The sequence below is a fragment of the Labrys sp. ALF-8 genome (assembly GCF_059699065.1).
Window position 1 is genome coordinate 1,408,469 of sequence record NZ_AP048538.1, and the last position, 13,546, is coordinate 1,422,014.

Annotated in this window: 13 protein-coding genes and 1 tRNA gene; 7 read left to right on the plus strand and 7 right to left on the minus strand. The window is 62.5% G+C overall.

The window, feature by feature from the left end; genetic code table 11:
- Window positions 1–71: 71 nt before the first annotated feature.
- Together clpA and clpS are read right to left on the minus strand one after the other, a co-directional pair.
- On the minus strand, window positions 72–2,495 hold the full coding sequence (clpA, locus tag AC6H34_RS26580) for an ATP-dependent Clp protease ATP-binding subunit ClpA (RefSeq protein WP_448147871.1): 2,424 nt from the start codon (window positions 2,493–2,495) through the stop codon (window positions 72–74).
- A 10-nt stretch (window positions 2,496–2,505) separates the two neighbouring features.
- Window positions 2,506–2,871 (minus strand): ATP-dependent Clp protease adapter ClpS, encoded by a 366-nt coding sequence (gene clpS / locus AC6H34_RS26585; RefSeq protein WP_497541284.1) that lies wholly within the window; start codon window positions 2,869–2,871, stop codon window positions 2,506–2,508.
- A 517-nt stretch (window positions 2,872–3,388) separates the two neighbouring features.
- Between clpS and AC6H34_RS26590 the strand changes: the two genes are divergently transcribed.
- Entirely contained in the window at window positions 3,389–4,960 is a 1,572-nt protein-coding gene (locus AC6H34_RS26590; RefSeq protein WP_448147872.1) for an SPOR domain-containing protein, read from the plus strand.
- 235 nt (window positions 4,961–5,195) lie between these two features.
- Here the strand turns inward: AC6H34_RS26590 and AC6H34_RS26595 are convergent, their stop codons facing one another.
- A complete protein-coding gene (locus AC6H34_RS26595) occupies window positions 5,196–5,894 on the minus strand; it encodes a DnaJ domain-containing protein (protein ID WP_448147873.1) in 699 nt (232 codons plus the stop codon).
- A gap of 111 nt (window positions 5,895–6,005) precedes the next feature.
- Between AC6H34_RS26595 and panC the strand changes: the two genes are divergently transcribed.
- A complete protein-coding gene (gene panC, locus AC6H34_RS26600) occupies window positions 6,006–6,869 on the plus strand; it encodes a pantoate--beta-alanine ligase (RefSeq protein ID WP_497540802.1) in 864 nt (287 codons plus the stop codon).
- A gap of 294 nt (window positions 6,870–7,163) precedes the next feature.
- The gene (locus AC6H34_RS26605) at window positions 7,164–7,787 is read left to right on the plus strand and encodes a transglutaminase-like cysteine peptidase (protein WP_448147875.1); all 624 of its coding nucleotides are present in this window, start codon (window positions 7,164–7,166) and stop codon (window positions 7,785–7,787) included.
- A gap of 53 nt (window positions 7,788–7,840) precedes the next feature.
- On the opposite strand, the gene AC6H34_RS26610 is transcribed toward AC6H34_RS26605, so the two are convergent.
- From AC6H34_RS26610 to AC6H34_RS26625, 4 genes are all read right to left on the minus strand, one after another.
- Window positions 7,841–8,371, minus strand: a complete 531-nt coding sequence (locus tag AC6H34_RS26610) for a gamma carbonic anhydrase family protein (protein ID WP_497540803.1) — start codon at window positions 8,369–8,371, stop codon at window positions 7,841–7,843.
- 23 nt (window positions 8,372–8,394) lie between these two features.
- Window positions 8,395–8,607: a DUF3126 family protein gene (locus AC6H34_RS26615; RefSeq protein WP_284316750.1), complete on the minus strand. Its 213-nt coding sequence runs from the start codon at window positions 8,605–8,607 to the stop codon at window positions 8,395–8,397.
- A 127-nt stretch (window positions 8,608–8,734) separates the two neighbouring features.
- Window positions 8,735–9,592, minus strand: coding sequence for a serine O-acetyltransferase (gene cysE, locus AC6H34_RS26620; protein WP_497540804.1), 858 nt, complete (start codon window positions 9,590–9,592; stop codon window positions 8,735–8,737).
- Window positions 9,593–9,663: 71 nt separating this feature from the next.
- Window positions 9,664–10,419, minus strand: coding sequence for an alpha/beta fold hydrolase (locus tag AC6H34_RS26625; RefSeq protein WP_448147879.1), 756 nt, complete (start codon window positions 10,417–10,419; stop codon window positions 9,664–9,666).
- Window positions 10,420–10,515: 96 nt separating this feature from the next.
- On the opposite strand from AC6H34_RS26625, the gene AC6H34_RS26630 reads away from it, so the two are divergent.
- The 4 genes from AC6H34_RS26630 (at window position 10,516) to AC6H34_RS26645 (ending at window position 13,519) form a co-directional block, all read left to right on the plus strand.
- Window positions 10,516–10,761 carry a zinc-finger domain-containing protein gene (locus tag AC6H34_RS26630; RefSeq protein ID WP_284316747.1) on the plus strand — a complete coding sequence of 82 codons (246 nt, stop codon included), beginning with the start codon at window positions 10,516–10,518 and terminating at the stop codon, window positions 10,759–10,761.
- A 7-nt stretch (window positions 10,762–10,768) separates the two neighbouring features.
- Window positions 10,769–11,938 carry an FAD-dependent monooxygenase gene (locus tag AC6H34_RS26635; RefSeq protein ID WP_497540805.1) on the plus strand — a complete coding sequence of 390 codons (1,170 nt, stop codon included), beginning with the start codon at window positions 10,769–10,771 and terminating at the stop codon, window positions 11,936–11,938.
- A 34-nt stretch (window positions 11,939–11,972) separates the two neighbouring features.
- Window positions 11,973–12,058 (plus strand) — tRNA-Leu (locus tag AC6H34_RS26640).
- A gap of 207 nt (window positions 12,059–12,265) precedes the next feature.
- Window positions 12,266–13,519: a tyrosine-type recombinase/integrase gene (locus AC6H34_RS26645; RefSeq protein ID WP_497540806.1), complete on the plus strand. Its 1,254-nt coding sequence runs from the start codon at window positions 12,266–12,268 to the stop codon at window positions 13,517–13,519.
- The last annotated feature ends 27 nt before the right edge of the window (window positions 13,520–13,546 follow it).

The window sequence follows — 13,546 nt, forward strand, 5'->3', positions numbered from 1 at the left end:
CTGATTGGAAACGTTCCGGCTTGTGCAGGAGCCAAGAAAAAAGGCCGGTCCTTCGACCGACCTCTTCACAATCATCCCGCTCCCAGCGGGGCATCGGGTTCGCGCTCCGGCGGAGCCTTGGGCTTGGCGGCCTTCTTCTTGGCCGGGCCTTTGGCGCCTTCAGCCACTACGGGTTCGGGCTTCGGCTCAGCGGGGCCAGCCGGATATTCAAAGCCGAGTTCCTGCTTGCCGTCCTCGCTCTTCACCACGGTGACGCGCACCAGGCCGCCGGACTTCAGGCGACCGAAGAGCACTTCGTCCGCCAGCGGCGTCTTGATCGCCTGCTGGATCAGGCGAGCCATCGGGCGGGCACCCATGAACTCGTCATAGCCGTTCGCGACCAGCCAGGTACGAGCATCATCCGACAGCTCCACCGTGACATGACGATCGGCAAGCTGCACCTCGAGTTGCGCGATGAACTTGTCGACGACCTGCGTGACGATCTCCTGCGACAGATGGCCGAAGGGGATGGTGGCGTCGAGACGGTTGCGGAACTCCGGCGTGAACAGCCGGTTGATCGCCTCCGTATCGTCGCCCTCACGCTTGTTCTGCGTGAAGCCGAAGGCCGACTTGGCAAGGTCTGCCGCGCCCGCATTGGTGGTCATGATCAGGATCACGTTGCGGAAGTCGACGCTCTTGCCGTTATGGTCGGTCAGCTTGCCGTGGTCCATCACTTGCAGGAGAATGTTGAAAAGGTCTGGGTGGGCCTTCTCGATCTCGTCCAGCAGCAGGACGCAATGCGGATTCTGGTCGATTCCATCGGTCAGCAAGCCGCCCTGGTCGAAGCCGACATAGCCCGGAGGCGCACCGATCAGACGAGAGACCGTGTGACGCTCCATGTATTCCGACATGTCGAAGCGCAGCAGCTTGATGCCGAGCACTTCGGAGAGCTGGCGCGCAACCTCCGTCTTGCCGACGCCGGTGGGGCCGGAGAACAGGTAGTTGCCGATCGGCTTCTCGGGATCGCGCAGGCCCGCGCGGGCAAGCTTGATCGCCGCAGAAAGCTGCTTGATCGCCTTGTCCTGGCCGTAGACCACGCGCTTGAGGTTCATCTCAAGGTTCTTGAGCGTCTCCGTATCGTCCTTTGACACCGTCTTGGGTGGGATACGGGCCATGGTGGCGATGGTCGCCTCGATCTCCTTGACACCGATCGTCTTCTTGCGGCGGCTCTCTGCCACCAGCATCTGCGAAGCACCCGTTTCATCGATGACGTCTATCGCCTTGTCCGGCAATTTGCGGTCATTGATGTACTTGGCCGACAGTTCCACCGCAGCCTTGATGGCTTCGTTGGTATAGCGCAGCTTGTGATAGTCCTCGTAATAGGGCTTGAGCCCCTTGAGGATCTCGATCGTGTCCGGGATGGAGGGTTCGGCCACGTCGATCTTCTGGAAGCGGCGCACGAGGGCGCGGTCCTTCTCGAAATACTGGCGGTATTCCTTGTAGGTGGTCGAGCCGATGCAGCGCAGCGCTCCGGCAGCCAGGGCCGGCTTCAGGAGGTTGGAGGCATCCATCGCCCCGCCCGAAGTCGCTCCCGCTCCGATCACGGTGTGGATCTCGTCGATGAAGAGGATGGCGCCCGGATAGGCCTCGATCTCCTTCACGACCTGCTTCAGGCGCTCCTCGAAGTCGCCGCGATAGCGCGTACCGGCCAGCAGGGTGCCCATGTCGAGCGCGAAAACGGTCGCGCCGCGCAGCACTTCCGGCACATCGCCCTCGATGATGCGGCGAGCGAGACCCTCGGCGATCGCCGTCTTGCCGACACCCGGATCACCGACGAAGAGCGGATTGTTCTTCTGGCGACGGCACAGAACCTGGATCGTGCGCGTGATCTCGCTGTCGCGACCGATCAGCGGGTCGATCTTGCCCTCACGCGCCTTCTTGTTGAGGTTGACGCAATAGGCATCGATCGCGTCCTGCTTCTTCTTGGACGGATCCTCGCCATTGCTGCCGGAAACCTTGGCGTTCTCGCCTTCGGCTTCATCGCTGCCGCGGGGTGCCTTGCTCTCCGACAGGCCGGGGCGCTTGGCGATGCCGTGCGAGATGTAGTTCACGGCGTCGTACCGCGTCATGTCCTGCTCCTGCAGGAAATAGGCGGCATGGCTCTCGCGCTCGGCAAAGATGGCCACAAGCACGTTGGCGCCGGTGACTTCCTCACGACCCGAGGACTGCACGTGGATGACCGCACGTTGGATGACGCGCTGGAAACCGGCGGTGGGCTTGGCGTCGTCCCGTCCGTCCGAAACCAGGTTCTCAAGTTCGGTATCGATGTATTCGACGAGGTTACGCCTGAGAATGTCGAGATCGACATTGCAGGCGCGCATGACCGCCGCCGCGTCCTGATCCTCGATCAAGGACAGCAGCAGGTGCTCCAGGGTCGCATATTCGTGGTGGCGTTGATTGGCAGCCGCCAAAGCGCGATGGAGGGACTGTTCGAGGTGTCTTGAAAAGGATGGCACGATCAGTTCCTCACTTTTCTTCCATGACGCATTGCAGCGGATGCTGATGCTTACGGGCAAAATCCATAACTTGTGTCACTTTGGTCTCGGCGACCTCATAGGTGTAGACGCCGCATTCTCCCACACCATTGTGGTGAACGTGCAGCATGATGTGGGTGGCGCCGTCCCGGTCCTTGTTGAAGAAGCGCTCGAGCACCTCGATGACGAACTCCATCGGGGTGTAGTCATCGTTCAACAGCAGGACGCGGTACAGCTTGGGGCGTTTTGTAGCCGGCTTGGTCTTGGTAATGACGGCAGCGCCTGGCCCTTCGCCGCCGCCCGGGGCTCGCGGCTCTCGCGCCATGCCGATTAGGAAACCATCGTTCCGCGCGGCCATTTTCTCAAAATCAGAAATTGGTGAGTCTTCCATTTCGACAACCGCAATGTATGCAGCCTACCACGATATGCGTGAGGGAAAAGAGCTTCCGTTGCCTCAATTTAGGAGAGCCCTCTGCATTTCGCTAGTGCAACGAGCCGCAATTGTAGGCGTTCCAGGGTGAACACGCCGTGAAGCCGGGATAGCGGAAGAGTCAAAAACCTTTCCGGCCATAGTGCGGCAAAAATGCCGCGGGCAGTGGGCACTTAACCGATCCGTAACCGCGTCCTTCTAGGGTCATTGACTGTGTCGTTCCTGCAGCGGCACGGTGAGACCAGCTTCTTGTCGGCAAGGCGAGGAGATAAGCCCCAGGATGAAGGGCGAGCATGGCCACCGGCCAAGCAGGAACAGGTAATGGACGGCGCTCTCTCGCGCCGGTGAGTATTGGGGACTTTGCATGCTATCGCGATGGATCGGGGGCGGATTGGCCCGGACCACCACAATGGTTGCAGCGGGCATTGTAGCTTTCACCGCCACAATGACCTTTCATCCTGAAGATGCGGATGCCAAGCGCCGCACCCATCATGCAACGACCCAGAGCAAGCCGGTCAAGCACCTGCGCGGCAAGCGCGTGCGCGCCGCCGCGGCCTCCACCGGAGGACTGCCCGCCGATATGCTCAACAATCCGCGCTACGCGTCCATCGTCGTCGACGTCAAGACCGGCCGCACGCTCTACGAGGCCTCGCCGGATGCCTTGCGCCATCCCGCCTCCATCACCAAGGTGATGACGCTCTACCTCCTTTTCGAACAGCTCCAGGCCGGGCGCATCACCATGGCGACGCCCCTGCCCGTCTCGGCACATGCGGCCTCCCAGTCGCCCACCAAGCTCGGCCTGCGCGCCGGCCAGACCATCCGCGTGGACGACGCGATCAGAGGCATCGTCACCCGCTCTGCCAATGACGCAGCGGTCGTGGTCGCCGAGGCGCTCGGCGGCAGCGAAAGCAATTTCGCCTCCATCATGACCCGCAAGGCCCGCGCACTCGGCATGGCGCGCACGCGCTACGTCAACGCCTCGGGCCTGCCGGACAACGATCAGATCACCACAGCCCACGACATCGCCATCCTCGGCATGGCGATCCAGAAGCGTTTCCCCCAGTACTACCGCTTCTTCGCCACCAAGAGCTTCGTCTTCCGGGGCCGGGAGATCGGCAGCCACAACCATCTGCTCGGCTCGGTCGACGGCGTCGACGGCATCAAGACCGGCTATACCAATGCCAGCGGCTTCAACATCCTGACCAATGTCCGCCGCAACAATCGACAACTCATCGCGGTGGTCATGGGCGGCCGCAGCGCAGCCTCGCGTGACGTGGTGGTGCGCCGCCTGATCGACGCCTACATGCCCACGGCCTATGCCGGCGCTGCCGATCGCGCCGCACCGCAGCCCCAGATCGCCCAGGCAGACGACGCCGACGCCGGAGCCTCCTCTGTCGCGATGGCCCCTGCGCGCTTGCCGACGGTCCGCCCGGCCGTCGTTGCCGAGGCTCCCAAGACGCGCCTGGCGGCACCGGTCGCCGCGCCTGCGCCTCAGCAGGACGTCGAGGACGACCAGGCCGATGCGGCTCCCGCCGTTCCGCAAGCCCGTCCCGACGTAGTGCCGGCGAAACCCGCCATAGCCGCGACCGCCCCGTCGGGACCGGCGATGCGCTGGGTTCAGGGTGCGCAGCCGGTAACCACCACGCCCGCAACGGTTTCGGCTCGCGCGGGCCGCGCCAACGAAGCCAGCCCCGATACCACCGCCACGGTGCAGACCGTCCGCACGGTTGCATTCAAGTCCGACGGCGTGGTGCTGGCCGCACCGCAGCGCAGCGGCTGGATCATCCAGATCGGTGCCACCGACAGCGAGGGAGCCGCCAAGCAGCTCCTCACCAGCGCCAGGCTCGCCGGCAACCAGGCGCTCGCTTCAGCCCGTCCCTTCACCGAGACGGTGAACCGCAACGGCTCCACCCTGTATCGCGCCCGCTTCGGAGGCTTCGCCGACCAGCGCCAGGCCCAAACGGCCTGCAGCACGCTCAAGGCCGCATCATTCGCCTGCGTGGCGGTGAAGCTGTAAAAACGCCGAGCTTTCGTCCTCACCAAGAAATTCAACGCGGCGCCCCAGGCAGCCGCGTTTTTTGTTGTGGGAATCGTTGAGCCCGCAAGGTTGGGCGGTAACTGGGGACAGCTTTGGCGCAAGCCACGAAAACAACAGGATTATCGCCCCTTGCGACTCGTCTTAATCCTTACGTAACCATGTTCTGCGAGGCTTTCCACATCGCTCAATTCATCCGCGTCGTGTGGAGTTGGTGTCAATGGCCTTCAAGAAGAACATCTCTGGCTCGGTTGACACGGGCAGCCATCTGCGTCGTGCCCCCCTTATCGGGATGGATTTTCTTCATGAGCGTCCGGTGCGCACGACGAATTTCCTCGGTGCTCGCCCCAGGCTTCACCCCAAGGATCTCGTAAGCTTCCTGCTTGGACATCGCGTCGGGCGACGCCCCACCCCGCCGCCCCGTGTTCGCGTAGTCCTTGAAGTGTTCACGCCATCCGGCAAGTCGGCGGTCCAGATAAGCTTCAAGAATTGAACGACCCACGAAGTCGGCCGCGATATCGGCACGAAGCGACAGAAGTTCAGCAGGCTGCATGGTCGAGAGCCTGCGCCCCATGAACCGCCCCCTCATCACTTGTCCCTCCACCGGCTGCCGGGCGGCATCGAGCATGATCACGAGATCTGCCGTACGCACATAGGCGCTTCGTCCCCGTGTGCTGGAAGCCTTGCCGCCGGGCAGCTGCGGCAACCATCCGCGCATGGCGGCGGCCAGGATCATGAAGGGGATGCCCACCCCCCACACGCCGCGCGTCAGCAGATACAGACCGAGGGCAAACGCCAGGAAGCTGCCGCCATTGCGCATGAGCCTGTCGAGCAAGGGTGTCCGTGCGAGCATGCCCGGCTTCAGGAAAGGCCAGAGGCAGAACAGGATGACGCATCCGAAAATAAACTGGCCCACGGCGGTCCGATCTGCGAAAGAGCGGTGAAAACACTACGTCCTGCCACTTGGCTCCTCCGCCGGCTGCGGTCAAGTGAGCAGATCCGGAATGTCTGTAGGGAGTGATCAGCGGTGGCAGAAGTCATCATAACCCGTACGGTTGCCGAACTGCGCCGGATCGTGAAGGCCTACAGGAAGGAAGACGAGACCATCGGCGTGGTTCCGACCATGGGCGCTCTGCATGACGGACATATCGCTCTCGTGCAGGAGGCAAGGAGGCGCGCCGGCAGGGTCGTCGCGACGATCTTCGTCAACCCTTCCCAATTCGCGCCAACGGAAGATCTTTCGAAATACCCCCGGACCGAGGTGGCCGACCTTACCCGCCTCCGGGAGGCGGAATGCGACGTCCTTTTCGCGCCCGGCGTGAACGAGGTCTATCCGGAGGGCTTCACCACCACCGTCAGCCTGGAAGGGCCGGCCGCGGCAGGCCTGGAAGACCGTTTCCGGCCCACGCACTTTGCGGGTGTCGCAACGATCGTCGCCAAGCTCTTCACAATGAGTGGTGCCGACATCGCCCTGTTCGGCGAAAAGGATTACCAGCAACTCTGCGTGGTCAGGCGGATGGCACGCGACCTCGACCTGCCGATCGAGGTGATCGGCGTCCCGACGATACGCGAGGCCGACGGCTTGGCCATGTCGTCGCGCAACCGCTTCCTTTCACCCAAGGAACGGGGCCTGGCGCCCACCCTTCACCGCATCCTGCAGCATATCAGCGAGACAGTGCGAAGCGGTGGGGACCTCGAAGGTGAACTTGCAAAGGGGCGCATCGCGGTCGAGGAAGCGGGGTTCAGGCTGGATTACCTGGAAGCCCGGAAGGCCGACGACCTTGCCCCCCTGGCAAGCCCCAATGAAGCGCCCGGCCGGCTGCTCGTCGCGGCAAGGCTGGGAACCACTCGCCTGATTGACAATATCAGCCTGACACCGAGCTCGAATTAACCAAAATCGGGCTGCCGAACCGTGACGAAAGCGTGGCAGAATCGCCACTCTCCCCCTCACCAAAGCGTGATCGCGGAAAACGGAAAACCATGGTTAATTTGGCGTTAACATGAGACGAAACAAACAGTTAGGCCATTCACCAGGACAAGCCGATCTTGGTTTTTCTGCGGCAGGAGCGTTGTGTGGCCTCAGGCCTTGTGCGAAGTTGACCTCGGGAACGGGTAACTGGCTCCTTATCCGGCACTGCCGGGGCGGGGCATAATGGGTCTGAAGATCGCAATGCGCATCCGGATCATGATCAAATCAGCACTTGCCGGACTTGCGCTTGCATTGGCGCCCGCGGCCGCCACCATGGCTGTCGCGGCTCAGGGCGGCAGTGCGATGCCCGTGTACGCTCCCGTTGGGGACGTCACCACCCCACCGTCCGGTTATCTCCAGTTCTGCCGCGACAACCCATCCGACTGCAAGGCCGGCACTCAGGAGGCGCGCGACATCGTGCTCTCGCGGCAGGCCTGGAAGGATCTCATCGCCCTCAACGACCAGGTCAACCAGTCCGTCAAGCCGATGACCGATCTGGAAAACTACGGCAAGGTCGAGTGGTGGGCCTACCCCACCGACGGCTATGGCGATTGCGAGGACTATGTCCTGCTGAAGCGCAAGCTGCTGATCGATGCTGGCTGGCCACGCTCGGCGCTGCTGATCACCGTCGTCCGCGACAAGAAGGGTGAAGGGCACGCCGTGCTGATGGTCAAGACGGATCGCGGCGAGTTCGTGCTCGACAACCAGGAACCCAAGATCCTGTCCTGGCGCGCCACCGGCTATCGGTATGTCAAGCGCCAGTCGCAGTCGGACCAGAATGCCTGGGTCTCCCTGGGCGACACGCAGACGACCTCGATCGTCTCCTCCAAGGGCAACTGAAAACCCGTGATCGTCAGCTCTGCCAGCGCCCGCATGAACGCGGGCAGCGAAGCTTAATCTATCTTTCTAAGATCCTTCGCGAAGCGCCTGGAATTCGCAACATAATGCGCTGCGGACTCGAGCAGCTTTCCGATCTGCTCCTGCGTCAGCGTACGCAGCACGCGCGCGGGCGAGCCCACGATGAGCGAATGGGGCGGAAATTCCTTGCCCTCGGTCACCAGTGCATTGGCGCCGACCAGGGAGCCCTCGCCGATCCTCGCGCCGTTCAACACGGTAGCCCCCATGCCGATCAGGCTGCCATTCCCGATGGTGCAGCCGTGGAGGATGGCGGAATGGCCGATCGTGCAATCGTCACCGACGGTCAGGGGGAAGCCGGGATCGGAATGCAGCACCGCACCGTCCTGGATGTTGCTGCGTGCACCGATCACCATGGGCTCGTTGTCGCCGCGCAACACCGCGGCGAACCAGATGTTGGCATCCTCGCCCAGCGTTACGCGGCCGATCACATGGCCATCCGGAGCCACCCAGTATCGGCCGTCGGCCGGTACGGTGGGCGAGATGTCGTCAAGCGCGTAGAGCGGCATGGTCGCGCCTCCGGGAAGAAGGATCAGTCCTCGAGATCGATATCGAGGATCGCCATGTGGAAGTCGTAGGAGGTCTCGCCGTCTTCCTTGTCCTCGGAGATCAGGCCGATCGATTCCTCGCCGATATAGACCTCGGCGCTATCGGTCTTGCGGGCACGCGGCACCACGCGGATGGTGGCATTGCCGAAGGTGCGCCGAAGATAGGATTCGACGCGCTGCATGTCTTTCTTGTCCACGGGACTTCCTCGATTGTCTGAGCGGGTCGCCTTACCGCCCCGCGATGAGGCCGTTTGCCATGCCAAGCCCCGCTTCGCAAGCCGGGGCGACGTGCATGCGTCTTTAAGGCGGGGACATCGCTGCCGATTACAGGCCCACATCGTGCCAGAAGGCATCGTCCAGCGGCACAGGCCCATGAAGGATCTGGTCCATGCTGCGCGCCGGTTCGGCGCATCCCGCCTCCCCGACCACGCGGGCGGGAACGCCCGCCACCGTAGTGTTGCGCGGCACGGGCTTGAGCACGACGGAACCGGCGGCGACGCGCGCGCACTGGCCGATTTCGATATTGCCGAGGATCTTGGCCCCTGCCCCGATCATCACACCCCGCATGATCTTCGGATGCCGGTCGCCAGTCTCCTTGCCGGTGCCGCCGAGGGTGACATCCTGCAGGATCGAGACGTCATCGCCGATAACAGCCGTTTCGCCGACGACAAGGCCGGTGGCGTGATCAAGGAAGACGCCGCGGCCGATCGGAACATTCGGATTGATGTCGCACTGGAACACCGCCGACGAACGGCTCTGCAGATAAAGCGCGAAATCCTTTCGGCCGGCCTGCCAGAGCCAGTGAGCGAGACGATGCGTCTGCAGCGCGTGGAACCCCTTGAAGTAGAGGATCGGCTCGATATAGCGGTTGGCGGCCGGATCACGGTCGATCACCGCAGCGATGTCAGCCCGGAAGGCGGCGCCGATGCTGGGGTCAGCCTCGAGCGCCTTCCCGAAGGCCTGGGCGATCAGCGTCGCAGGCATGTCCGAATGGTCGAGGCGCGAGGCGATGCGCTGCACGATGGCGCTTTCGAGCGAATTCAACTGCAGGATGTTCGCGAATATGAAGCTGGAAAGCTGCGGCTCGGCGTGGGTGACCGTCTCCGCCTCCATGCGAACGCGGCTCCAGATCGGATCCACGACGTCGAGCCCATGGGAAACCAGGCGCTTTGACTGATTCATCTGCCTATCCGCTTCTTGAACGCTTCCAACCAAGGTTTTAGCGCAGGGAGCCCACGAGTGCCAATGCTGATTTAGACGCCCTGCTCCGTGAGGAATGCCAGAACGCCCTGCTTGTAGATCTTGTCCCCTACCGCTGGGTTGTGATCGCGGTTGGGTATGTCCAGCACCGTGGCGTTCGGCATCATGTCCGCGAGTTCGCGGGCCGAACCGGCAATCGGATCGCGGGTGCCGACGGCGATCAGCGTCGGCTGCAGGATGCGCGCAACCTCGGCCCTGTTGAGCTGCACGCGCGAGCCGCGGATGCAGGCGGCGAGCGCTCTCCGGTCGGCGCCGGTCTTGTCGGCGAAGCTGCGGAACATGCGCCCGATCGGGTCCGTCACGTCGTCCAGCGTCGGCGCCTCCATCGCCGCACCGATGGTCGGCGGCAAAGCCTCGCCATGGACGAGCCGGACCCCGAGTCCCCCGAGGATCACGGCGTCCACCCGCTGCCGATGTTCGAGCGCGAGGAAGGCCGTGATGCGGGCACCCATCGAATAGCCCATGACCGGGGCGGAACCGATCCGCAGATGATCGAGCAGCGCCAGCGCATCGCCCGCCATCAGCGCGGGATGATAATCGGCCGGGTCATAGAGCTTGGCCGAGCGGCCATGGCCTCGATTGTCCAGCGCTATCACGCGCCGGCCCTGCCGGGTCAGCAGGTCCACCCAGCCGGTTCCCACCCAGTTCACATCGTGATTGGAGCCGAAACCATGGATGAGCAGGATAGGCTCCCCTGCCCCTTCGTCGATATAGGCGATTTCGACACCGTTGTGATCAAAGCGCAGCATCGGCGCGGTTTTCCTTTGCCATCGAGTTGAATAGCCCCTATCGCATCGCACGCGGCACCGCTATGGTCCGCCCACAGCAAATAGCGGACTTGAAACATGGCTGGCCATTCCATCCCCCATTTTCAGAACGATCTCGGCCTGAAGGTCATTCGAGTCGGATCGAAGGAATTTATGTGCCAGGGCGCCAGCGCCCCGTTCGACCATCCCCATATCTTCATCGATCTCGGTGGTGACGACGAAGCCGTCTGCTCCTATTGCTCGACGCTCTACAAATATGATCCCAAGCTGCACGAAGGCACGTCGGACCCGGCCGAATGCACGGTGATCGCCGACGCCGCCTGAGCGCAGCATGACGATCGCCATCGCAGGCGCGGGCATAGCCGGGCTCACTGCGGCGCTCGCACTCCATGCCCGCGGCTTCGATGTCGCGATATATGAGCGCGCCGATCGGCTTGAAGCAGCCGGCGCCGGCATCCAGCTCTCCCCCAACGCCCTGCACGTCCTTTTCGACCTGGGACTTGGCCCTGCCCTCGATGAAACCATGGTCCGCCAGGATGCCGTGCTCATTCGCCAGGGCGTATCCGGTAAGCTCGTCCAGCGCGTGCCGCTGGAGTTTTGCGAACGACGCTGGGGAGCACCCTACGGCGTCATCCATCGCGGCGACCTGCAATCGGTGCTGCTGGAAGCCGTGAGGCAGCGGGGCATACCGCTCGCTCTCGGCCACGATGTCGGCGCGATTGCGCAGGACGCTTCCGGGGTGCGCATATCCTTCCTTTCCGGACAATCCGGCATCGAGGCCCGCATCCTCGTTGGAGCCGACGGACTGTGGTCCTCGGTCCGCAAGAGCCTCGGTCTGACCGAACCTCCCCGCTTCACCGGCAAGCGTGCCTGGCGCGCCGTGCTGGCCATGGATGATGTGCCCGATTTCTTTCATGGCAAGGTCACCGGCCTGTGGCTCGGTGAGCGCGCCCATCTCGTGCATTATCCGGTGCGTGGGGGGGCCGCGTTCAATGTGGTGGCCATCACGCACGACCGGGACGCCACTCCCGGCTGGTCCACGCCGCAGAAGCCTGAAGCGCTGCTGCCGCATTTCGCGGATTGGGACGGCCGCATCGTGGCCATGCTCCGCAGCGTTGCCGACTGGCGTACCTGGCCCCTCTACGAACGCCGCTGTGATAGGCCGATGGCACGAGACCGCGTCGCACTCATCGGCGACGCGGCCCATCCCATGCTGCCCTTCATGGCGCAGGGCGGGGGTGCCGCCATCGAGGACGCCGCCGAACTCGCCGCAGGCCTCGCTGGCCCCGACGAGGATGCGTCGCGCCTGCTCGCCTGGTCCGCCTTGCGGGTACCGCGCGTCAGCCGGATCCAGGCCGAGGCCCACGCCAATGGCGAACGCTATCATTGGCGCTGGCCCCTCTCCACGGTGAGAGACCTCGGCCTGGCGGCGCTCGGAGGACCGCGCATGCTCGAGCGCTATGCCTGGCTCTATGGCTGGAAGCCCGCAAAAACGGCTTGAGCCCCGCCGATTCCCCCCCTAAGCAGGCAACATCGCGGACGTGGCGAAATGGTAGACGCAGCAGACTTAAAATCTGCTTCGGGAAACCGGGTGCGGGTTCGAGTCCCGCCGTCCGCACCATCAGGTCCTTTCATGCGCACTCATGCACCTCAAAATTTCAACTTTCTGTGGATTAATTCAACTGTGAAGCGACTGTATTTTCAGTGACTTGGAATATTGTGGTTGATTTTCAATGGCTTGCGAATCAACCGGGCCGATTTGTCAACCTAATCATTTCGGAGTACCGAAAGGCATATTCTTGAAACCTAGGACTACGGTACTCCGAACATGCCAAAGATCGTACTCCCATTGTCCGATGCTGCGATTCGTAAGTCCGCGCCAGGCGACAAGCCGAAGCGCATGTCAGACGGCAAGGGTCTGTTCCTTCTGATCGAGACCAACGGCACGCGTTCCTGGCGCTTCACTTACGAATACCTCGGCAAGCGAAACACGATGAGCTTCGGATCATATCCAGAAGTTCCTTTAGCTGAGGCGCGGCGTCGCAGGGATGCTGCCCGCGATTTACTTGCCTCCGGCAGCGATCCCGTCACTGACAGACGTCAGAAACGCTCGGAGGCGGTTGCGCAAGTGAAGAACACCTTCGGCGGTCTCGTTGGCGATATGCTTTCCGAACTGGAAGAGGATGGCGACCTTGCGGCGGTGACCATAAAAAAGAAGCGGCGCTTGCTGACCGATCATGCTCGCAAACTGACGAAGCGACCGTTAGACGAGATTAAGCCTCACGAGGTCTTCACGGTTTGCAAGGAGATCGAGCGCCGCGGGCATAGGGAGACGGCTCACGCACTTCGAGCAGCGATTGGCGAGACGTTTCGATATGGGATCAAGAATCTGCGAACCGATCGCGACCCGACCGAGGTTTTGCGCCGATCGCTTAAGCCAGTCAGAGTCGTATCCCGCCCTGCTATCGTGAAGCCTGACCCACTTGCCGGGCTTCTTCGTTGCATATGGGAATACGACGGTTGGCCTACCCTACGCGCATGTCTTCAAGTACAGGCATATTGCTTCCAACGCCCCGGCGAGACGCGGACGATGGAGTGGGATGAACTCGATCTGGATAGAGGTAAGTGGACGATCCCAGAAGGGAAAATGAAAATGCGGCGCGTCCACGATGTACCTTTGCCCCGACAGGCAGTCACCGTTCTGCGACAGATGCGCTTCATCACCGGCAAGAGCCGTTTTGTATTTCCCTCTATGCGCAACTTTTTCCGCCCACTATCAGAAAACGCCATGAATTCGGCACTCCGACGCATGGGCTTCAGGAGTGATGAACATTGTGCTCACGGTTTTCGGGCTACCGCCGTCACTTTGCTCGTCGAGCTCGGCAAGGAAGAAGATGTGATTTGGCCGATGCTTGCCCACGCACAGGAGAGTGAGACCAAGCGGGCCTACAACCGCTCCTATCGATGGTCCGACCGTGTTAAGACTGCCCAGTTCTGGGCCGACTATCTTGACAGCCTGCGCGCGGAAGGTCCTACGAAGAAGGGCGTGCGCTACGACAATCCATGGATGGAATTGCTGTGAATGGACGTACGAGGCGCGCTAACGCAC

What these genes read in the sequence shown, in the direction of transcription:
- clpS (WP_497541284.1), bottom strand. Translation starts at nt 2,871, where the DNA reads ATGGCCGCGCGGAACGATGGTTTCCTAATCGGCATGGCGCGAGAGCCG.
- AC6H34_RS26590 (WP_448147872.1), top strand. Translation starts at nt 3,389, where the DNA reads ATGACCTTTCATCCTGAAGATGCGGATGCCAAGCGCCGCACCCATCAT.
- AC6H34_RS26605 (WP_448147875.1), top strand. Translation starts at nt 7,164, where the DNA reads ATGATCAAATCAGCACTTGCCGGACTTGCGCTTGCATTGGCGCCCGCG.
- AC6H34_RS26610 (WP_497540803.1), bottom strand. Translation starts at nt 8,371, where the DNA reads ATGCCGCTCTACGCGCTTGACGACATCTCGCCCACCGTACCGGCCGAC.
- cysE (WP_497540804.1), bottom strand. Translation starts at nt 9,592, where the DNA reads ATGAATCAGTCAAAGCGCCTGGTTTCCCATGGGCTCGACGTCGTGGAT.
- AC6H34_RS26625 (WP_448147879.1), bottom strand. Translation starts at nt 10,419, where the DNA reads ATGCTGCGCTTTGATCACAACGGTGTCGAAATCGCCTATATCGACGAA.
- AC6H34_RS26630 (WP_284316747.1), top strand. Translation starts at nt 10,516, where the DNA reads ATGGCTGGCCATTCCATCCCCCATTTTCAGAACGATCTCGGCCTGAAG.
- AC6H34_RS26635 (WP_497540805.1), top strand. Translation starts at nt 10,769, where the DNA reads ATGACGATCGCCATCGCAGGCGCGGGCATAGCCGGGCTCACTGCGGCG.
- AC6H34_RS26645 (WP_497540806.1), top strand. Translation starts at nt 12,266, where the DNA reads ATGCCAAAGATCGTACTCCCATTGTCCGATGCTGCGATTCGTAAGTCC.